Origin of the sequence: Agrobacterium sp. S7/73 (assembly GCF_019355535.1) — a bacterium.
Lineage (GTDB): Bacteria > Pseudomonadota > Alphaproteobacteria > Rhizobiales > Rhizobiaceae > Agrobacterium > Agrobacterium tumefaciens.
The window spans coordinates 2,565,814-2,584,828 of the sequence record NZ_CP072136.1 but is presented as its reverse complement, the minus strand read 5'-3'; the positions used below and the strand labels follow the sequence as shown (position 1 = coordinate 2,584,828).

The 19,015-nt window shown below is 58.7% G+C and carries 15 protein-coding genes; 12 read left to right on the top strand and 3 right to left on the bottom strand.

What is annotated here, in order from left to right:
* The first annotated feature begins 50 nt into the window (after positions 1 to 50).
* From J5276_RS12840 to J5276_RS12800, 9 genes are all read left to right on the top strand, one after another.
* A complete protein-coding gene (locus J5276_RS12840; RefSeq protein ID WP_065661601.1) occupies positions 51 to 851 on the top strand; it encodes a phosphodiesterase in 801 nt (266 codons plus the stop codon).
* A gap of 277 nt (positions 852 to 1,128) precedes the next feature.
* Positions 1,129 to 2,625, top strand: coding sequence for an acetyl-CoA hydrolase/transferase family protein (locus tag J5276_RS12835; protein WP_013635401.1), 1,497 nt, complete (start codon positions 1,129 to 1,131; stop codon positions 2,623 to 2,625).
* 189 nt (positions 2,626 to 2,814) lie between these two features.
* On the top strand, positions 2,815 to 4,137 hold the full coding sequence (locus J5276_RS12830; RefSeq protein WP_111795025.1) for an alpha/beta hydrolase: 1,323 nt from the start codon (positions 2,815 to 2,817) through the stop codon (positions 4,135 to 4,137).
* Positions 4,138 to 4,265: 128 nt separating this feature from the next.
* Positions 4,266 to 5,303, top strand: coding sequence for a 4-hydroxyproline epimerase (locus J5276_RS12825; RefSeq protein ID WP_038489725.1), 1,038 nt, complete (start codon positions 4,266 to 4,268; stop codon positions 5,301 to 5,303).
* Between the two features lie 113 nt (positions 5,304 to 5,416).
* Complete coding sequence (gene pyrC, locus J5276_RS12820) at positions 5,417 to 6,454, top strand: dihydroorotase (RefSeq protein ID WP_013635404.1); 1,038 nt, start codon at positions 5,417 to 5,419, stop codon at positions 6,452 to 6,454.
* A gap of 170 nt (positions 6,455 to 6,624) precedes the next feature.
* Entirely contained in the window at positions 6,625 to 7,323 is a 699-nt protein-coding gene (locus tag J5276_RS12815) for an orotate phosphoribosyltransferase (RefSeq protein WP_003514873.1), read from the top strand.
* Positions 7,324 to 7,420: 97 nt separating this feature from the next.
* Complete coding sequence (locus J5276_RS12810; RefSeq protein WP_003514875.1) at positions 7,421 to 8,347, top strand: carbohydrate kinase; 927 nt, start codon at positions 7,421 to 7,423, stop codon at positions 8,345 to 8,347.
* Positions 8,348 to 8,471: 124 nt separating this feature from the next.
* On the top strand, positions 8,472 to 9,437 hold the full coding sequence (locus J5276_RS12805) for an acetylxylan esterase (RefSeq protein WP_065661600.1): 966 nt from the start codon (positions 8,472 to 8,474) through the stop codon (positions 9,435 to 9,437).
* Entirely contained in the window at positions 9,434 to 10,162 is a 729-nt protein-coding gene (locus tag J5276_RS12800; RefSeq protein ID WP_112154787.1) for an esterase family protein, read from the top strand. Before J5276_RS12805 ends, J5276_RS12800 begins: the two co-directional genes overlap by 4 nt.
* A 16-nt stretch (positions 10,163 to 10,178) precedes the next feature.
* Here J5276_RS12800 and J5276_RS12795 read toward each other — a convergent pair whose 3' ends face one another.
* From J5276_RS12795 to J5276_RS12785, 3 genes are all read right to left on the bottom strand, one after another.
* Positions 10,179 to 11,048, bottom strand: coding sequence for an ornithine carbamoyltransferase (locus J5276_RS12795; protein ID WP_112154786.1), 870 nt, complete (start codon positions 11,046 to 11,048; stop codon positions 10,179 to 10,181).
* A 90-nt stretch (positions 11,049 to 11,138) separates the two neighbouring features.
* On the bottom strand, positions 11,139 to 12,764 hold the full coding sequence (gene pgi, locus J5276_RS12790; RefSeq protein WP_112154785.1) for a glucose-6-phosphate isomerase: 1,626 nt from the start codon (positions 12,762 to 12,764) through the stop codon (positions 11,139 to 11,141).
* A 127-nt stretch (positions 12,765 to 12,891) separates the two neighbouring features.
* Positions 12,892 to 14,604 (bottom strand): long-chain fatty acid--CoA ligase, encoded by a 1,713-nt coding sequence (locus J5276_RS12785; RefSeq protein ID WP_003514883.1) that lies wholly within the window; start codon positions 14,602 to 14,604, stop codon positions 12,892 to 12,894.
* Between the two features lie 353 nt (positions 14,605 to 14,957).
* Here J5276_RS12785 and J5276_RS12780 point away from each other — a divergent pair, with 353 nt between their 5' ends.
* The 3 genes from J5276_RS12780 to J5276_RS12770 all read left to right on the top strand — a co-directional run bounded on the left by J5276_RS12780 (position 14,958) and on the right by J5276_RS12770 (position 18,927).
* On the top strand, positions 14,958 to 16,007 hold the full coding sequence (locus J5276_RS12780; protein ID WP_112154784.1) for an ABC transporter ATP-binding protein: 1,050 nt from the start codon (positions 14,958 to 14,960) through the stop codon (positions 16,005 to 16,007).
* A gap of 154 nt (positions 16,008 to 16,161) precedes the next feature.
* Positions 16,162 to 17,178 carry a Fe(3+) ABC transporter substrate-binding protein gene (locus J5276_RS12775; RefSeq protein ID WP_025592309.1) on the top strand — a complete coding sequence of 339 codons (1,017 nt, stop codon included), beginning with the start codon at positions 16,162 to 16,164 and terminating at the stop codon, positions 17,176 to 17,178.
* A gap of 72 nt (positions 17,179 to 17,250) precedes the next feature.
* Positions 17,251 to 18,927 carry an iron ABC transporter permease gene (locus tag J5276_RS12770; protein WP_026330643.1) on the top strand — a complete coding sequence of 559 codons (1,677 nt, stop codon included), beginning with the start codon at positions 17,251 to 17,253 and terminating at the stop codon, positions 18,925 to 18,927.
* The last annotated feature ends 88 nt before the right edge of the window (positions 18,928 to 19,015 follow it).

Here is a 19,015-nt window from a genome sequence, read left to right as displayed (position 1 = left end):
AGGCTGCGGGAACCACATTCCCGCAGCCATTTTATGCAGAGAGACCGACAATGAAGATCATCCAGATTACAGACACCCATCTTTTGCCGCCAGGCATCGCGATAAACGGCGTGGATCCCGAGAAGCAGTTGCGCGCGGCGATATCAGATATTGTCGAAAAACACGCAGACGCCGACCTTCTGGTGATGACGGGCGATCTTTGCAATTACGGCGAGCCGGAGGCCTATGAACTCCTTCGCGACATTTTGGCGTCCGTGTCATTGCCCGTACGGCTGATGCTCGGCAATCACGACCGCCGTCCGGAATTCGTGGCGGCCTTTCCCGAACAGCCACGGGATGAAAACGGCTATATCCAGTCCTTTATCGATACCGAATTCGGCCGGCTGCTGTTTCTCGACAGCCACGAGGCCGATGTCATCGGCGGCATGTACGGTGCGGATCGCCTGACATGGCTGGACAAGGCGCTTGAAGGTGCTGGCGACCTGCCCGTGACGGTTTTCGTTCACCATCCGCCAATGGATTGCGGTATCCGGCATTTCGAAAACATCGGCATGCATGATGACGGCGCGGTTATGCAGCGTCTAGGCAGATATCCGGCCGGCGTGCGCCATATTGTTTTTGGCCATATCCACGTTCCGATGGCGGGCACCAGCGCCGAAGGCATCGCCTATAGTTCCGGCCAGGCCTGCGCGCATCGCTTCATCACCGATATCGAGGTTGTCGATCCCCTGTGGACCGGCGGCAACCCCTGTTACCGGGTCATCAGCCTCGGTACATTCGGCATGCGTGCCTATGATGTCGAGGTAGGGCAGGTCGTGCTGGGGCAGGCCTCCGCATGCGAAGGACCCTGACTGCAGGCAATAGCTGAGGCAACCCTCCGGTATGTAATGAGGCGATCCATACGCCTCATCAGCGGTTGCGGTCGGCTGCGATGCTGCGATGGCCCTGCAGCCTGTCGCGCCGATGCGCCACTTGCGGTCTGTCGATCAGATTTGATGGATCAAAGCCATGGTCCCTTTCACACCCTTGATCTATGTCAGTTTCATCGTTGAAACTCCGCGCCATAGTCACTGGTGAGGTGGCCAGCCACGTGACGCGCCATCTGGAATGCAGATCATGGAGAAGTGCATGCTTGAAAAGCGTATCCGCAACGCGTCCCTCTTGAACAGGATCGTCAGCGCCGAAGAGGCTGCCGGCCTCATTCAGGATGGCATGACGGTGGGCATGAGCGGCTTTACGCGGGCCGGCGAAGCAAAGGCGGTACCGCTGGCGCTGGCCGAGCGTGCGAAGACGCACCCGATGAAGATCACCCTGATGACCGGTGCATCGCTTGGCAATGATCTCGACAAGACCATGGTGGAGGCGGGCATGCTGGCGCGCCGTATGCCGTTTCAGTCCGACCCCGCTTTGCGCAAGGCGATCAATGACGGCAAGGTGATGTTCATCGACCAGCACCTTTCTGAAACGGTCGAGCAATTGCGCGGCGGCCAGATCCACGGCGTCGATGTTGCCATCATCGAGGCGGTGGCGATTACCGCGGACGGCGGTATCGTGCCCACCACATCCGTCGGCAATTCGGCGAGCTTTGCCATTCTTGCTGAAAAGGTCATCGTTGAGATCAATCTGTCGCAACCCGACGTTCTCGAGGGGTTGCATGATATTTTCATCCCCGCAAAACGCCCGACCCGCATGCCCATTCCGGTGGTGGCAACGGACAGTCGCGTCGGTCTGCCGTTCATTCCGGTGCCGCCGGAAAAAATCGCCGCAATCGTCCTGAGCGACAAGAGTGACAGTTTTTCGACGGTGCTGCCACCTGATGTCGAGACCAAGGCGATTGCCGGCCATCTCACCGAATTCCTGCTGAATGAGGTCCGTCATGGCCGCATGACCCACGAACTCCAGCCGTTGCAGGCCGGTATCGGCACCATCGCCAATGCCGTCATGCACGGTTTCATCGATACGCCGTTTCACGATCTCAAAATGTATTCGGAAGTTCTGCAGGATTCGACCTTCGAGCTTTTCGACGCGGGCAAACTGACTTTCGCCTCCGGTTCATCGATCACGCTCTCCTCTGCCATGAACGAACGGGTCATGCCGCGACTGGCCGATTACAAGAGCAGGCTGATCCTGCGTCCGCAGGAGGTCAGCAATCACCCGGAGGTCATCCGCCGCCTCGGCATCATCGGCATCAACACCGCGCTGGAGTTCGATATTTACGGGAACGTCAATTCCACTCATGTCGGTGGCACTCACATGATGAACGGCATTGGCGGCTCGGGGGATTTTGCCCGCAACGCCTATATGTCCATCTTCGTCACCAAGTCGATTGCCAAGGGCGGCGCCATCTCCAGCGTCGTGCCGATGGTCAGCCATGTCGACCATACCGAACATGATGTGGATATTCTGGTCACGGAAATCGGGCTGGCCGATCTGCGCGGTCTTGCCCCGCGTGAGCGCGCTGCGGTCATTATCGCAAATTGCGTGCATCCCCACTATCGCGATGCCCTAACGGACTATTTCCAGCGAGCGGTGGCACGCGGCGGACATACGCCGCACCTCATTGAAGAGGCGCTGTCCTGGCACAATGCCCTTCGCGAAAGGGGCACGATGCTGCCGCAGCGATAGAACTCGCCTGCACGTCACAATCACGTCTCTCGGCTCCGCAAGGCGGGAAAATTGGGTCTGTTTGGACACACCGGCGCGGAAATCTCCGCGCTTGCACGATGGTTGCTGGCGCGGCAGTTCCGCCTCCGGTAGAAATTCCTGTCCTCTGGCCGCTATCCGGCTGCCTTTGGGTTGCAGGAGAATGATGTGATGCCCATCCGCTTCGTAGCCATAATCGCGATTGTTGCCCTGCTCGCTGGCTGCGGGGGGCGTCCCATCGGGGTCATGACGCCAACAGGGCAGACCGTGGCGGGAACCACGCCCGTCAATCTTCTGGTCGCCACCACGCGAGCTCCCTCGGACAATACCGCCGTGCTTTTCGGCGGCGAACGCGGAACCGGCTTGAAGGTCGATGCCGTCACCATTTCCATTCCGCCCAAGGCCAACCGCAAGGTCGGGCAGGTGCAGTGGCCGAAGAAGCTGCCGCCTAACCCTCTGAAGGACTTCACCACGGTGGCGGTTGAGCCTGTTCGTTCCGAAGCGGAGACGAAAAGCTGGATCAGCAAACATATCCATAAGGACCGCCGCGTTCTGGTCTTCGTGCACGGTTTCAACAATCGTTACGAGGAATCGGTCTATCGCTTTGCGCAGATCGTCTATGATTCCGGCTCGGATGTCGTGCCTGTGGTTTTCACATGGCCGTCACGGGCGAGTATTTTCGACTATAATTACGACAAGGAAAGCACCAATTACTCGCGCGATGCGCTTGAGGAAATGCTGACCCGTCTGGCAAAGGACAAGTCGATCGGCGAGGTCACGGTCATGGCGCATTCCATGGGCACATGGCTTGCCGTGGAGGCGCTGCGCCAGATGGCCATCCGCAACGGCCGCGTCGATCCGAAGATCAGCAATGTCATTCTGGCAGCACCAGATCTCGATGTGGACGTGTTCAGCCGGCAGTTCGCCAGCTTCGGCAAGGCGCCGCCGAAATTCACCCTGTTCGTCTCGCAGGATGACCGTGCGCTCAGCCTGTCGCGCCGCATTTCCGGCAATGTCGACCGTCTGGGCCAGATCGACCCTTCCGTCGAACCCTATCGCAGCCAGCTGGAAAAGGCCGGCATCACTGTTCTTGATCTGACCAAGCTGCAATCCGGTGACCGGTTGAACCACGGCAAATTTGCAGAAAGCCCTGAAGTCGTGCGCCTGATCGGCGACCGCCTCATTGCCGGCCAGACTGTGACGGATTCCGATGTCGGTCTGGGGGAGGCGCTGGGCGCGGTCAGCATCGGTGCCGCGCAAACTGTCGGAACGGCGGCAAGCGTCGTGGTCAGCGCGCCCATTGCGGTTTTCGATCCGCGCACGCGTGAAAATTACGGCAGGCAGGTGGAGAGGCTCGGCCGCTCTGTCGAAAACACCGTCGGATCGGTTGGTGATACGGCCGGCTCCGTGGTGGACGATCAGGCGGTTCAGTCTTCGCGAGTGAATTGCGACGCCGCCGCCAATCGTAACCGGGCGGAGTGCCGAAATCGCTAGATCACGATGAGAAGTGTATGGCGAAAACCATAAGCGATTTTCGCCATCCAGCTCGCGCAGATTTGTATACAACTTGTATTTTTACCTATATGGTCGGGTCAACAGCTCAACTTCCGGAGTAAGATCCCATGCGTTGGAAACGCACCCTGCAGCTTCTCGATGTTCATTGCGAAGGCGAAATCGGCCGTGTCGTCACCGGCGGCGCGCCGAAAATTCCCGGCAACACCGTGGCCGAGCAGCTTAACTGGATGAATACCGATCCAAAAGGGGAAGCCCTGCGCCGCTTTCTCACGCTGGAGCCGCGTGGCACGCCCATGGGGTCAGTCAATCTTCTGCTGCCGCCGAAGCACCCGGATGCCCATACAGCCTTCGTCATTCTCCAGCCGGATCAGGCGCATGCCAGTTCCGGCTCCAATTCCATCTGCGCGACGACAGCACTTCTGGAAAGCGGCATGGTGGAGATGCAGGAACCGGAAACGGTCGTCATTCTGGAAACGGCCGCCGGTCTGGTCAAGGCCACCGCCACATGCCGCGACGGGCGCTGCGAAAAGGTCAAGCTGACCATGGTGCCGTCCTTCGTGCATGAGCTGGATGTGACCATCGACACGCCCGAATGGGGCAAGGTGACGATGGATATTTCCTATGGCGGCATCTTTTACGCGCTGGTCGATGTGCGCCAGATCGGCCTGACCATCGAAAAGGCCAATGCAGCGAAACTGGTTGCTGCGGGCATGATCCTCAAGGACCTCGTCAACAGTGAAATGACGGTCGTGCATCCCGAAATCCCCGCCATATCAGGCGTGGCCTATGTGATGTTCCGCGATGTGGATGCCGATGGTTCCATCCGCACCTGCACCACCATGTGGCCGGGCCGGGCGGATCGCTCGCCCTGCGGTACCGGCAATTCCGCCAATCTCGCCACGCTTTATGCGCGCGGCAAGGTGAAGGTGGGAGACGAATACAAATCCCGTTCGATCATCGGTTCGGAATTCGATGTCGGCCTTTCCGCCGTCACCGAAGTGGCAGGTCGTCCGGCGGTCATTCCCACCATTGCCGGCCGCGGTTTCACCTTCGGGCTGCACCAGGTCGGCCTTGACCCCTTCGATCCCTTTGCGGACGGCTTTGCCATGACGGATGTGTGGGGTCCCGAAGCGGGCGGCATCTGAGGCTCGCTTCAAAAAAATGACATTTACAGCCGCCCGATGCCTCTCGGCGGCTGTTTTCCTGTGACGAAAGATGCTAAGCGGGCGCCAATTCCGTCATGCTCCGAGGTATCCCGATGAAGTCGCTCACCCTTCGCCGCCCTGATGACTGGCATCTGCATCTGCGCGATGGCGCCATGCTGGAAGGCGTGATCGGGGATACGAGTCGCCATTTCGCCCGCGCAATCATCATGCCGAACCTGGTGCCACCGGTAGTCACCTGCGCCGATGCCCGCGCCTATCGCGAACGCATCGTCAAGGCCATTCCGGCGGGCGACCGTTTTGAGCCGCTGATGACGCTTTATCTCACCGAGGACACGCAGGCCGACGACGTGGAAGAGGGCAAGAAAAGCGGCCTTATCACCGCCGTGAAGCTCTATCCGGCCGGCGCGACTACCAATTCCCACGGCGGCGTACGCGATTTCAACAAGGCGATGCCGGTTCTGGAACGCATGGCGAAGATCGGCCTGCCGCTTTGCGTGCATGGCGAGGTGACGACGCCGGAGGTCGATATTTTCGACCGCGAGAAAGCCTTCATCGACACGGTTCTGGAGCCGCTGCGCCAGCGCCTGCCTGAACTCAAGGTGACGATGGAGCACATTACCACCCGCGATGGCGTGGACTACATCAAGTCGTCCAAGGCCAATCTCGCCGGTTCCATCACCACTCACCATCTCATCATCAACCGCAACGCCATTCTGGTCGGTGGTATCAAGCCGCATTATTACTGCCTGCCCGTCGCCAAGCGCGAGGAGCACCGGTTGGCTCTCCGTGCGGCCGCGATTTCGGGTGATGCCCGCTTCTTCCTCGGCACCGATTCCGCCCCGCATGTCGATCCGCTGAAGGAATGCGCCTGCGGCTGCGCCGGCATCTATACCTCGATCAACACCATGAGCTGTCTTGCGCATGTCTTCGAGCAGGAAAACGCTCTCGACAAGCTGGAAGCCTTCGCTTCCCTCAACGGCCCAGCCTGGTACGGGTTGGCGCCAAATGAGGAGACGATCACGCTGGTGAAGCGCGATGAGCCGGTGTCGTTTCCCGCCAAGATCGAGACGGGCGCCGGGCCGGTGACCGTATTCGATCCGATGTTCCCGCTTCATTGGGACGTGAGCTGATTTTTTTGATGACCGCCGGCAATGCCGGCGGTTTTGTTATGATCCACAGGCATCCATAAGTTCCGGTGCCGCCTGCGGATGCCTGCAATGCTGAACCGAGACGTTGTGCTTTCCGAAAACTGGCCCCGGTTTTCGGAGCGATAAACCAAGGCCGAAAAAGGAGAACGCCTATGAACCATTTCACATTCACTGACCGCACTGTCGTTGCAGAACTGGTTGCGAAGATGTTGTGGGAAATCAAGGCGGTCCACTTCAACTCGGAAAGCCCGTACACCTTCGCGTCGGGCATGAAGAGCCCTGTTTATATCGACATGCGCAAGCTCATTTCCTTCCCGCGTATTCGCTCTGCGGCAATGGATTTTGCGGCAGCGGCGGTGATGCGCGAGGCCGGTTTCGAGAAATTCGACTGTGTCGCGGGCGGTGAAACGGCGGGCATTCCCTTCGCGGCTTTCCTTGCCGAGCGTCTTGGCCTGCCGATGATCTATTGCCGCAAGAAGCCAAAGGGCCATGGCCGCAACGCTCAGATCGAAGGCCATATGCCGGAAGGCGCCCGCGTGCTCGTCATTGAGGACCTGACGACGGCCGGCGGCTCGATGTTCACCTTCATCGACGCCATCCGCGCGGCAGGCGGCATTGTCGATCACGGTATTGCGCTCTTCTATTACGGCATTTTCGAACAGGCCGAAGCGCGCTTTGCCAATGGCAATGTCAAGCTGCATTATCTCACGACCTGGCGCGATGTTCTGGCTGTTGCCCGGGCTGAAAAGCTGTTCGACGAAAAGACCCTGTCGGAGGTGGAAGCATTCCTCGATAACCCGCTGCCCTGGTCTGCAAAGCGCGGCGGCGTCAGCGAATTGCCGCAATCTTAATTTCGGATGCGGCCAGCCAGCTTGTGGCTGGCCTTCCGATCGATCTTCGTCTAAATCGATTTAAGTCCATTTGATTTGCTGTTTGAGGAGGACCGTAATGATCCTGTGTTGTGGTGAAGCCCTGATCGACATGCTGCCCCGGCAGACGACGCTGGGTGAGGCGGGTTTTGCCCCCTATGCAGGCGGAGCGGTCTTCAACACGGCCATTGCGCTCGGGCGTCTCGGTGTCCCGTCCGCTTTCTTCACGGGTCTTTCCGATGACATGATGGGCGATATCCTGCGGACAACCCTGCGGGCGAGTAACGTGGATTTCAGCTATTGCGCAACACTTTCGCGGCCGACCACCATCGCCTTTGTCAAGCTCGTCGATGGCCATGCCACCTACGCCTTTTATGACGAAAACACCGCCGGCCGGATGATCACCGAGGCCGAGCTTCCGGCCTTGGGCGCCGATTGCGAGGCGCTGCATTTCGGCGCGATCAGCCTGATTCCGGAACCCTGCGGCAGCACCTATGAGGCGCTTATGGTGCGCGAACATCAAAGCCGAGTCATCTCCCTCGATCCGAATATCCGCCCCGGTTTCATCAAGGACAAGCAGTCGCATATGGCCCGCATCCGCCGTATGGCTGCCATGTCTGATATCGTGAAATTCTCTGACGAAGACCTCGAGTGGTTCGGTCTGGAAGGTGACGAGGACACGCTCGCTCGCCACTGGCTGCATCACGGCGCGAAACTGGTCGTCGTGACCCGTGGCGCCAAGGGTGCGGTCGGTTACACCGCCAATTTCAAGGTGGAAGTGGCTTCCGAGCGGGTGGAGGTCGTCGATACCGTCGGCGCGGGCGACACCTTCGACGCCGGCATTCTCGCCTCGCTGAAAATGCAGGGGCTTCTGACGAAGGCGCAGGTCGCTTCGCTGACGGAAGAGCAAATCAGGAAGGCTTTGGCGCTCGGCGCAAAGGCTGCTGCGGTGACCGTCTCGCGAGCTGGCGCAAATCCGCCCTTCGCGCATGAAATCGGATTGTAAAGGATATGGTTGAACCGTTTTGAAAAGGCGGTTCACCACTCCTGCCTGGGCCAGGGTCGTAAAAAACCGATATTTGGATATCAAGAAGCTTGTGTCGGCCGGTCTTTCACGAAACAAGCATCGCATGAGCGTTCCAACAACCCATCCTTTCGATTTCGACCCGACCTATGGCATGCGGCGCGAGCAGTTGCTGGCCATTATCCCGCCTGAGGCGCCGCCGGGCTTTGATGATTTCTGGAAGAAGCGTTATCGCCGCGCGCTGGCCACGGATCCGCGACCGGTGCTGCGCAAGAGCAAACTCAGCCATCCCCGCTGGCATGTTCTCGATATCTCATACACATCCACCGGCGGCTTCCGCATCGGTGGATGGATGCTTCTGCCGCGCAAAGGACAGGTGCGGCGCGGACTTGTTGTCGGCCATGGTTATGGCGGGCGGGGAGAGCCCGATTTCGATGTGCCGGTTGAAGAAACGGCCGTGCTGTTTCCCTGTTTTCGCGGGCTTTCGCTAAGCGCCTGTCCGCCGATTTCGTCTGACCCGGCCCTTCATGTCCTCTACAACATCGACAGAAAAGACGACTACATCATCGGTGGCTGTGTCGATGATCTGTGGATCGCCGTCTCCACGCTCGTCACGCTCTATCCATGGCTGGAGGGGCAGGTGGGCTACAGCGGCATCAGCTTCGGGGGCGGGATTGGGGCTTTGGCGATACCATATGATGCGCGCATTGACCGGGGCCATCTGGTCGTACCCACATTCGGACACCGGCCGTTCTGGCTGACGCTGCCGACCGTCGGCAGCGCGGATGCGGTCCAGACCTATCAGAAGACCCATGCCAATGTGCTGGAAATGCTGCGTCTGTTCGATGCCGCTTCTGCGGCTTCCCGCATAAAAGTGCCGATGCTGGTCGCGCCCGCCCTGTTCGATCCGGCGGTGGCGCCGCCGTGCCAGTTTGCGGTTGCCAATGCCCTGCCGTTCTCAAAATTTAATGAAATCTTCATCCTAGACGCGGGACATTTCGAATACGCTGACAGTGCATCCCAAGATGCGGTCCACAGGGACAAGGTCAGACAGTTTTTCAAGGTGCCATGAAACGCGAATATCTCCGCTGGTATAGTCAAAGGCTTCATCGTGATATGGAGCTGTTGATATTCGGTCATTCTGGCGCCAAGGTGATGATGTTTCCCACACGCGACGGGCGCTTCTTCGAATATGAGGAACTTGGCCTTGTCGACAGTATGGCCGATAAAGTGGAGGCCGGTCATCTTCAGCTCTATTGTATCGAGGGGCTGGCCAAAGAGACCTTTTATGCGGCCTATAATCACCCGGCCGAGCGCATTCGCCGCCATGCCGCCTTCGAAGATTATATTCTCAATGAAGTGCTGCCGCTGATGGCTGAGAAAAACCCGCATGGTGATACCATCGTGCAGGGCTGCAGTCTCGGCGCGTTTCAGGCCGCCAGCCTCGTCTTTCGTCACCCACATCTTTTCCGCAAGCTCGTCGCCTTTTCCGGCCGCTACGATCTGACGATGAAGGTGGAATCCTTCGGCGATCTGTTCGACGGTTACTACGATGACGATGTCTATTTCCACATGCCGAGCCACTTTCTGCCGGACCTCGCCTGCGGCTGGCGGCTTGAAAACCTCCGCCGCATCGACATGGTTTTCACCATCGGCGATGCCGATCCGTTTTTGGACAACAACCATCACCTGAGCCGGGTTCTTAATGACAAGCACATAGGGCATCAGTTGCATGTCTGGGAGGGACGTGCCCATCGGGCAGGCCCCTGGCGCAAGATGGCGGCGCTGTATATCTGAGGCGACCGGCGCCGCCTCAGGCGAGGAGAAATTCCATCAGGGCATTCTGCGCGTGCAGAAGAAATGCCTTTGCGGGCCGGCTTTGACAGGCCGGATGGGTCATTGCGTCTGCCGTCACTTCCTGACCACGGGCGACCGGCGGGCAGGGTAAAAAGATCACCTCGGGCTGCATCCTGTCGAGAAGGGATGCGGATATACGGTAGTCGATCAGGATATGATCCGAACCGGCGGGCCAGGAATCGGTAATGACCACATCCGCGTCCAGCAACTCCGCCATATCAGAGCTGGCCCGGAAATTCGGGTTGATGAGCGCAGCATCGGTGACGTGCCATTGTTCGGGGTAAACTTGTGTGACCTGAATTGGCAGGGACATCGAGGCCTCGACCCAAGAGCGCAAAATATTGGCATCCGGCGCGACGCCGACGATCTTGAGACCGTCGACCCGGCCTCTCAAGCTTTTGATGTGGGCAAGATCGCCAAGCGTCTCGCAGGGATGATTGGACTTGGTCCGCGCGTTGATGACGGGTGCGCGCATTTCGCCCGCAAGCGCCCGGAGGGTCGAGAGTTCTTTCGTGCGGATAATGACTAGATCGAACCAGTTGTCGAGATAGCCCGCCAGGTCGGCGATTTCTTCGCGGCCATTAAAGCTGATCGGGACGGTGACACAAATACCGCCCATGGCCTGAATGCCGAGATCGAAGGCGGCGGTGTTGCGCCAACCGGTGTCGTCGACGATCAGCCCGATGCGTTTTCCCTTGAGCAGCTGTGGCATCGTGCCCTTTGACCAGTCCTGCGCCAGACCGCCTGCACGGTCTATGATCGACAGCACCGCATCTTCAGGCAGGTCATGAAACGCCAGAAAATCCTTGCCTTGCCGCAGTGCCATATGTGCCTCCAATCGGCGTTCCATCGATGCTGAATTGAAAAAGCCGGAAGTTTCCTTCCGGCTTTCGTAATCATCAAGGGAGCAAGGATTTTACCCCGCCAGTCCCGACAGTACCTTCACCAGACCCTGTGTCGAGCTGTCATGGCCGGCTGCACTTTCCTTGCCTTCAACGACGGGAAGCAGGCCGGTTGCCAGTTCCTTGCCAAGCTCCACACCCCACTGGTCGAAGGAGTTGATGCGGAACAGCACGCCTTCCACGAAGACGCGGTGTTCGTAGAGCGCGATCAGACGGCCAAGCGCAAATGGCGTCAGTTTGTCGTAGACGAAGGTAATGGACGGGCGGTTGCCGGTGAAAACGCGGTGCGGCGCGATGAAATCTGCTTGGCTGTCTTCCATGCCCTTGGAGGTGAGCTGGGCTTTCGCTTCGGCCAGCGTGCGGCCCTTCATCAGGGCTTCCGACTGCGCCAGGCAATTGGCGATGAGAAGCTGGTGCTGATGGCGCAGTTCCGGTTCGAAACCGTTGGCGGCGATCATGAATTCCGCCGGAATGACGCTCGTGCCCTGGTGGATGAGCTGGTAGAAGGCGTGCTGGCCGTTGGTGCCGGGTTCGCCCCAGACGACCGGGCCGGACTGGCCTTCGACAGGTGTCCCGTCGATCGTCACGCCCTTGCCGTTCGATTCCATGTCGAGTTGCTGCAGATAGGCAGGGAAACGCGACAGGCGCTGGTCATAGGGCAGGATCGCCCGTGTGGAATAGTTTAGCACGTTGCGGTGATAAAATCCGATGAGACCGAGCAGCATCGGCAGGTTTTCACGGATCGGCGCCTCGCGGAAGTGCTTGTCCATGGCATGCGCGCCATCCAGAAACTTTCCGAAATTCTCCGGCCCGATGGCGATCATCAGCGGCAGGCCGATAGCCGACCAGATCGAATAACGTCCGCCAACCCAGTCCCAGAAACCGAAGATGCGATCGCTCTCGATGCCGAAGGCGGCAACCTTTTCCAATGCTGTCGAAACGGCGGCGAAATGGTGCTTCACAGCCTCTTCACCCAGCTTTTCGGCAATGAAACGGCGCGCGGTCGCGGCATTCGTCATCGTTTCGATTGTGGTGAAGGTTTTGGAGGCGACGATGAAGAGCGAGGTCTCGGGATCAACGAGCTTCAGCGTGTCGGCAATATGCGCGCCATCGATATTGGAGACGAAATGCGCACGCGGACCATCATGGAAAGGCGCAAGCGCCAGCGTCGCCATGACGGGGCCGAGATCGGAGCCGCCGATACCGATATTGATGATGTCGGTGATCTTCTTGCCGGTCGCACCTTTCAGGGAACCGGAGCGAATGGCGTCGGCAAACTTGCCCATGGCGGTAAGAACGGCGTTCACATCCGGCATCACATCCTTGCCGTCAACGAGAACCGGCGTGTTGGAGCGATTGCGTAGTGCGGTGTGCAACACGGCACGATCTTCGGTGAAATTGATCGCCTTGCCGGAGAACATCTCCTCGCGCTTTGCCTCGACGCCACCGTCGCGCGCCAGCTGTTCGAGAAGCGTGACGATTTCGTCATTAACAGCGCATTTGGAATAGTCCATCAGCAGGTCATCGAATTTGGCGCTGAAACGGCTGAATCGTTTGTCGTCGGCCGCAAAAGCAGCGCGCAGATCGGTTGCGGCTGTGCTGCTTGCCGTTGCTTTCAGTTTTTCGATGGTGGCCTGCATCTCGTGCTCCTCGGCTTCCTGGAAGGATGAGGAAACTATTCTTTTTCAGGCGACCAAATCAAGGCGACTTCGGTAAAAGAAATGGACTGGGAGAAAAGAAAAGAGCCGGTCACCCGGCTCTCGTCCTTCAGTTCAGATTGCGCAACTCACGCCGCAAGATCTTGCCGACGTTCGATTTCGGCAGCTCCGTTCGGAACTCGATGATTTTCGGCCGTTTGTAGTTTGTCAGGCTTTTGGCGCAGAAGGCCTTGAGTTCCGCTTCCGTCAGCGACTGATCCTTCTTGACGACGAAAAGCTTGACGGTCTCGCCGGAATGTTCGTCGGGAACCCCGATTGCCGCGCATTCCAGTACGCCGGGATGGCTGGCGGCCACTTCCTCGATCTCGTTCGGATAGACGTTGAAACCGGAAACGAGGATCATGTCCTTCTTGCGGTCGACGATCTTGGTGTAGCCGCGCTCGTCCATGAAGCCCATGTCGCCTGAACGGAAGAAGCCGTCTTCGGTCATTGCTTTCGCGGTTTCATCCGGCCTCTGCCAGTAACCTGCCATGACCTGCGGCCCGCGAATGCAGATCTCGCCGACCTCGCCGGTCGGCAGGCTTTTGCCTTCCTCGTCGCGAATGTCGATTTCCGTAGAGGAAATAGGCAGGCCGATGGTGCCGCTGAATTCCGTGGCATCGAGTCTGTTAACGGTGGCAACGGGCGATGTTTCCGATAGCCCGTAACCTTCGGCGATCGGGCAGCCGACCATGGAAAGCCAACGCTCGGCCACCGGCCGCTGCACCGCCATGCCGCCGCCGAGGACGAGAATGAGCGAGGACAGATCGAGCTTGCGGAAATCCTCATTGTTCATCAGCGCGTTGAACAGCGTATTGATACCCGGAAAAATATGCGGTCGATAATGCGACAACTCTTTCACGAAGCCGGGAATATCGCGTGGATTGGCGATCAGCAGGTTATGGCCGCCAAGCGCGATGCCCATCAGCGAATTCACTGTCAGCGCAAAGATGTGGCACAGGGGCAGCGCGCAGATGAAGTTGAGGACTTCTGGACGGTCCTTGCGTTGGGTGAAAGCGGCATCCAGCCACAGGCTGATCTGGGCCTTGTTGGCCAGAAGATTGGCGTGGGTGAGGATCGCACCTTTGGAAATGCCCGTCGTTCCGCCGGTATATTGCAGGAATGCGATATCCTGCGGCAGGAGGCGGACCGCCTTCAGGGAAAAACCCTGACCTTCCTTCAACACGGCCTTGAAGCTGATGGAGCCGGGAATAGCGTAGGCCGGCACCAGTTTCTTCACCTTGCGAACCACAAGATTGACGATATGTCCCTTGAGGCCGAGGAGATCACCCATGGCCGCAACGACCACATGTCTGACGGCGGTTTTCGGCACCGCCTGCTGCGCCACATGGGCGAAATTCTCCAGTACGAAAAGCGCTTTTGAGCCGGAATCCTTCAGCTGGTGTTCCAGCTCGCGCGGCGTATAGAGCGGATTGACGTTGACCACGATCATGCCTGCCCGCAAAATTCCGTATACGGCGACGGGGTTCTGCAGGATATTCGGCATCATCACGGCAACCCGGTCGCCTTTTTCCAGCCCTCTGGATTGCAGCCATGCGGCCACCGCGCGGGTTTCAATATCCAGATCCCGGTAGGTCAGGGACTTTCCCATGCTGGAAAAGGCCTTCCTGTCGGCAAATTTCGCGCAGCTCTTTTCGAGAAGTTCGACAAGGGAGGTATTGGCGGATGCGGGGATTTCGGAAGGTACGCCCGGCGGGTAGGATGCCAGCCAGCGCTTCTCTGCGCTGACATTTTCCGGATGTCCCAGGGACAATTCACTCATGCTTCTCCTCCCAGAGTCTCTGTCGCGCCGTGCGTTCGATGGAACGCATGAAAGGCGCTATAAGCTGCCTGATCATCATGAGACCCCCAATCAACCGGCGTAATGGCCGGATTGAGGGAACCGCACGTGGCGTCACCGGATCGACTGCTCCTCCGCTCCCCGATGACGAATGATAGACGTCTAATCACCTGACGTCCATCGTATCGGCAAAGCCTATTTAACTCTAACGTAAACGTCAATATTCCTGCCGAACATCTCGCAACCTCGTGAATGGAAACCTATTTTCCCCGCCTTTTGACTTTAATCCTGATTTGAGCGATCAACATAATTCGCAAAGCAGGGCAGGATTGGAAATGGCAGGCAACGCAGCGCTTGAACTGAAATCGGTCGGAAAAAGATTCGGCGATACGGATGTATTGTCCGATATCGATCTGACCGTCGAACGCGGCGAAATCATTTGTCTGGTGGGACGTTCCGGCTGTGGAAAATCGACCCTGCTGCGCATTATAGCGGGTGTGGAAACGCCGGATCATGGCAACGTTTGTGTAAATGGCGCAGTCGTTGCTGGTCCGGCCGGTTTCGTGGAACCGGAAAAGCGCAATATCGGTTTCGTCTTTCAGGATTATGCGCTCTTCCCGCATCTCACCGTCGAACAGAATGTGATGTTTGGTCTCAGGTCATTGCCAAAGGCCGAGGCCCGCCGCCGGGCTGCGGAGATGATCGAGCACGTTCATCTGCAGGAGTTGGCCAAGCGCTATCCCCACACGCTTTCGGGCGGTGAGCAGCAGCGCGTAGCCCTCGCCCGCGCCCTTGCCCCGCAACCCGGCCTGCTGTTGATGGATGAGCCCTTTTCCAATCTGGACCGGGGATTGCGCGACACTGTGCGCGAGGAAACGCTGGGCGTCCTGCGGCAACTGGGCACGACGGCGATCATGGTCACCCATGATCCGGAAGAAGCGCTTTCCGCCGGCGATCGTGTGGTGCTGATGCAGCGCGGTCGTATCGTCCAGAGCGGCACGGGCTACGAAATCCACGATCATCCCAAAAGCCGCTACGCCGCCGATTTTTTCTGCGCCTTCAACAAGATCGAGGGCAGGGTGAGGGAGGGGCGGGTGGAAACGCCGCTCGGGCCTCTGGGCGATGCGTCCGGTCTGGCGGAAGGTCTTGCCGCCACCGCCTATGTTCGCCCCAATGCGATTTCGATCATCGAGGACAGCGCTGCGAAAGACGGGATTGCCGGCGAAATATCAAGTCGTGTGTTTCTCGGCGAGATCGAACAGCTCGGCATAGCCGTTCCCGGCCTTCCAGCCGACCTGCGCGTCAGGACGATGCAGCGCACACCCGCCAAGACCAAGGCCGTGCGCTTCGACATCGATCCGAAGGGTGTCCTGATATTTACCTGAAGTTGAATGAGCGGATTTGCATGTTTATTTTCGCTCTATTTTCAACTGTTGGTGATCGAAACCCGTCTGAAAACGGCCAAATAAAACTTGATTTGATACGTCATGTATGATGTTTGCTCCCCCTATATTGCGCCATCGAAGAGGGAGACACACCATGACGAAATTTGCCAAACTTGCCCTGCTTGCCAGCACGGTCACTTTTGCAGCGGGATCAGTCAGCGCTGCTGAACTGAATATCTACACCACGAGAGAGCCGGCCCTGATCCAGCCCCTGCTGGAATCCTTCACGGCCTCCAGCGGTGTCAAGGTCAACACCGTATTCCTCAAGGATGGCCTTGCAGAGCGCGTTCTGAGCGAGGGTGCAAGCTCACCTGCCGACGTGCTGATGACGGTGGATGCCGGCAATCTCGTCGATCTCGCGGAAAAGGGTGTTACCCAGCCGGTTGAATCCGAAACCCTGAACAAGGCTATTCCGGCGGAACTTCGCGACGCCAAGGGCCACTGGTTCGCACTTTCCATGCGTGCCCGCGTTCTCTATGCGGCGAAGGATCTCGACCTTGCCTCCTTCAACTATGAAGACCTGGCAGATGCGAAGTGGAAGGGCAAGATCTGCATTCGCGCCGGCCAGCATCCCTATAATACGGCTCTCTTTGCCGACTACATCGCTCACTATGGCGCAGCGGACACCGAAAAGTGGCTTGCCGGCGTCAAGGAAAACCTGGCCCGCAAGGCAGGCGGCGGTGACCGTGACGTTGCCAAGGATATCCTCGGCGGCATTTGCGATATCGGCATCGCCAACTCCTATTATGTCGGCCTGATGCGCTCGGGCAAGGGCGGCGAGGAGCAGGTGAAGTGGGGCGACGCGATCAAGGTCGTTCTGCCGACGTTCAAGAATGGTGGCACGCAGGTCAACATCAGCGGTGCGGCTGTTGCCAAGAACGCTCCGAACAAGGCCGAAGCCGTCAAGCTTCTGGAATACCTTGTTTCGGACGAAGCCCAGAAGATCTATGCCGAAGCCAACTTCGAATATCCGGTCAGGCAGGGCGCAGCACTCAACGACATCGTTGCCTCCTTCGGCACCCTGAAGGTTGACAACAAGTCGCTGACGGAGATCGTCTCTCATCGCAAACAGGCGAGCGAGCTGGTCGACAAGGTCGGTTTCGACCAGTAAAGGCCAATTGGCGACAACAAGTTGGAAGGCGTTCGCATCCGCGGGCGCCTTCCCTGTATTTTCAAGAAGCTCATGAATCCAGACGCCGTCCAGCCATTGATGCCCCGCGCAAGACCAAGGTTTTCATCCTCCTTCTGGTGGCTGAGCCTGTCTCTGGCAGCGGTCTGTGGCGCCATGCTGCCGGTTCTGGCACTCGTCTCACAGGCGGTGCAGGGGTCTGATGGCCTGTGGTCCCATCTCGGTTCCAGCGTGATTTTGACGGCTTTGCCGGATACCGCCGTTCTGATGCTCGGCGTCGGGTTGCTGGCCGGTGTTATCGGCACATTTGCCGCCTGGCTGGTTACGGCCTATGATTTTCCCGGCCGCAAAATACTGGAATGGGCGCTGCTGCTGCCGCTCGCCATGCCCACCTATATCGTCGCTTACGCCTATCTCGATATCCTGCATCCGATCGGGCCGGTGCAGGGGGCGATCCGCTGGCTGCTGGGCTATTCCAGCCCGCGTGAATTCCGCCTGCCGGACATAAGGTCCATGACGGGCTGCATCATCCTGCTCGGTTTCGTGCTGTTTCCCTATGTCTATATTCCCGTGCGCGCCATGTTCCTCACGCAGGCGGGCAACCTGCTTGAAGCGGCACGCACGCTTGGCGTTTCCAGACGCGCGGCTTTCTTCAAGGTTGCGGTGCCTTTGGCGCGCCCGGCCGTCGCGGTCGGCATCAGCCTTGCCCTGATGGAAGCGCTGAACGATATCGGCGCATCGGAATTCCTTGGTGTCCGAACACTCACCGTTTCGGTCTATACCACATGGGTCACGAAATCCGACCTGCCAGGTGCGGCGCAGATCGCGCTTTCCATGTTATTCATCGTGGTTGCCCTCGTGGCATTTGAACGATGGGCGCGGCGTAAGCAGCGTTATACCGTGTCGGCGCAGAAAAGCAGGGAACTGGAGCCTGTGCGTCTCACCGGTCTTAAAGCTTGCGGTGCCTTTGCGCTCGGCAGCCTGCCGGTTCTGATCGGCTTCGTGGCGCCGGCAAGCTATCTCGTCACCGAGGCATGGAAGCGTTTCCGGTTCAGCGGACTGTCGTCCCGTTTTGCCGATGAGGCTCTGAATACCATCCTCTTTGCCGGACTGGCGACGGCGATCACCCTCGTCCTCGGCCTTGCGGTCGCTTACGCGATGCGCCTTGCTCCGGGACGCCTCTCGCTCTGGTCCTACCGGCTTTCCACGGTAGGTTACGCGGCCCCCGGCACGGTCATCGCCATAGGTGTACTGATCGCGCTTGGCGGCTTCGACCGGTTTGTCGACCAGACCATGCGCGACTGGTTCGGCATATCCACAGGCCTTATTTTCATCGGCAGCGGTGCGGCCCTGATTTACGCCTATTCGGCGCGGTTCCTCACCATTGCGGCTGGCGGCGTCGATGCCGGCCTGAGCCGTATCCCGCAATCCTTCGATCACGCCTCGCGAACGCTGGGACGATCCGCAACACAGACATTCCGACAGATCCATCTGCCGCTTTCAAAGGCATCGCTGGCCGCCGCCGCCTTGCTGATCTTCGTCGATTGCGTCAAGGAACTTCCCGCCACACTCCTGTTACGGCCGCTGAATTTCGAGACTTTCGCAACCCATCTTTACGGTGAGGCGGCGCGTGGCACCTACGAGGAAGCGTCGATTGCGGCCTTGGCGATTGTCGTCATCGGCATCCTGCCGGTCATGCAGCTTGCAAGGATCGGGCGGCGCAAGAGCTGACGCCTGCACCATAAATGACAGGCGCAAAACTGTGCGAGAAGCCAATAAGCTTCAAATCTGCCCAGAAAACGACAAGCATCCGGCCTTA

What these genes read in the sequence shown, in the direction of transcription:
- J5276_RS12840 (WP_065661601.1), top strand. Translation starts at nt 51, where the DNA reads ATGAAGATCATCCAGATTACAGACACCCATCTTTTGCCGCCAGGCATC.
- J5276_RS12780 (WP_112154784.1), top strand. Translation starts at nt 14,958, where the DNA reads ATGGCAGGCAACGCAGCGCTTGAACTGAAATCGGTCGGAAAAAGATTC.
- J5276_RS12775 (WP_025592309.1), top strand. Translation starts at nt 16,162, where the DNA reads ATGACGAAATTTGCCAAACTTGCCCTGCTTGCCAGCACGGTCACTTTT.
- J5276_RS12830 (WP_111795025.1), top strand. Translation starts at nt 2,815, where the DNA reads ATGCCCATCCGCTTCGTAGCCATAATCGCGATTGTTGCCCTGCTCGCT.
- J5276_RS12805 (WP_065661600.1), top strand. Translation starts at nt 8,472, where the DNA reads ATGAGCGTTCCAACAACCCATCCTTTCGATTTCGACCCGACCTATGGC.
- J5276_RS12810 (WP_003514875.1), top strand. Translation starts at nt 7,421, where the DNA reads ATGATCCTGTGTTGTGGTGAAGCCCTGATCGACATGCTGCCCCGGCAG.
- J5276_RS12800 (WP_112154787.1), top strand. Translation starts at nt 9,434, where the DNA reads ATGAAACGCGAATATCTCCGCTGGTATAGTCAAAGGCTTCATCGTGAT.
- J5276_RS12825 (WP_038489725.1), top strand. Translation starts at nt 4,266, where the DNA reads ATGCGTTGGAAACGCACCCTGCAGCTTCTCGATGTTCATTGCGAAGGC.
- J5276_RS12835 (WP_013635401.1), top strand. Translation starts at nt 1,129, where the DNA reads ATGCTTGAAAAGCGTATCCGCAACGCGTCCCTCTTGAACAGGATCGTC.
- pyrC (WP_013635404.1), top strand. Translation starts at nt 5,417, where the DNA reads ATGAAGTCGCTCACCCTTCGCCGCCCTGATGACTGGCATCTGCATCTG.
- J5276_RS12785 (WP_003514883.1), bottom strand. Translation starts at nt 14,604, where the DNA reads ATGAGTGAATTGTCCCTGGGACATCCGGAAAATGTCAGCGCAGAGAAG.
- J5276_RS12795 (WP_112154786.1), bottom strand. Translation starts at nt 11,048, where the DNA reads ATGGCACTGCGGCAAGGCAAGGATTTTCTGGCGTTTCATGACCTGCCT.
- pgi (WP_112154785.1), bottom strand. Translation starts at nt 12,764, where the DNA reads ATGCAGGCCACCATCGAAAAACTGAAAGCAACGGCAAGCAGCACAGCC.
- J5276_RS12770 (WP_026330643.1), top strand. Translation starts at nt 17,251, where the DNA reads ATGAATCCAGACGCCGTCCAGCCATTGATGCCCCGCGCAAGACCAAGG.
- J5276_RS12815 (WP_003514873.1), top strand. Translation starts at nt 6,625, where the DNA reads ATGAACCATTTCACATTCACTGACCGCACTGTCGTTGCAGAACTGGTT.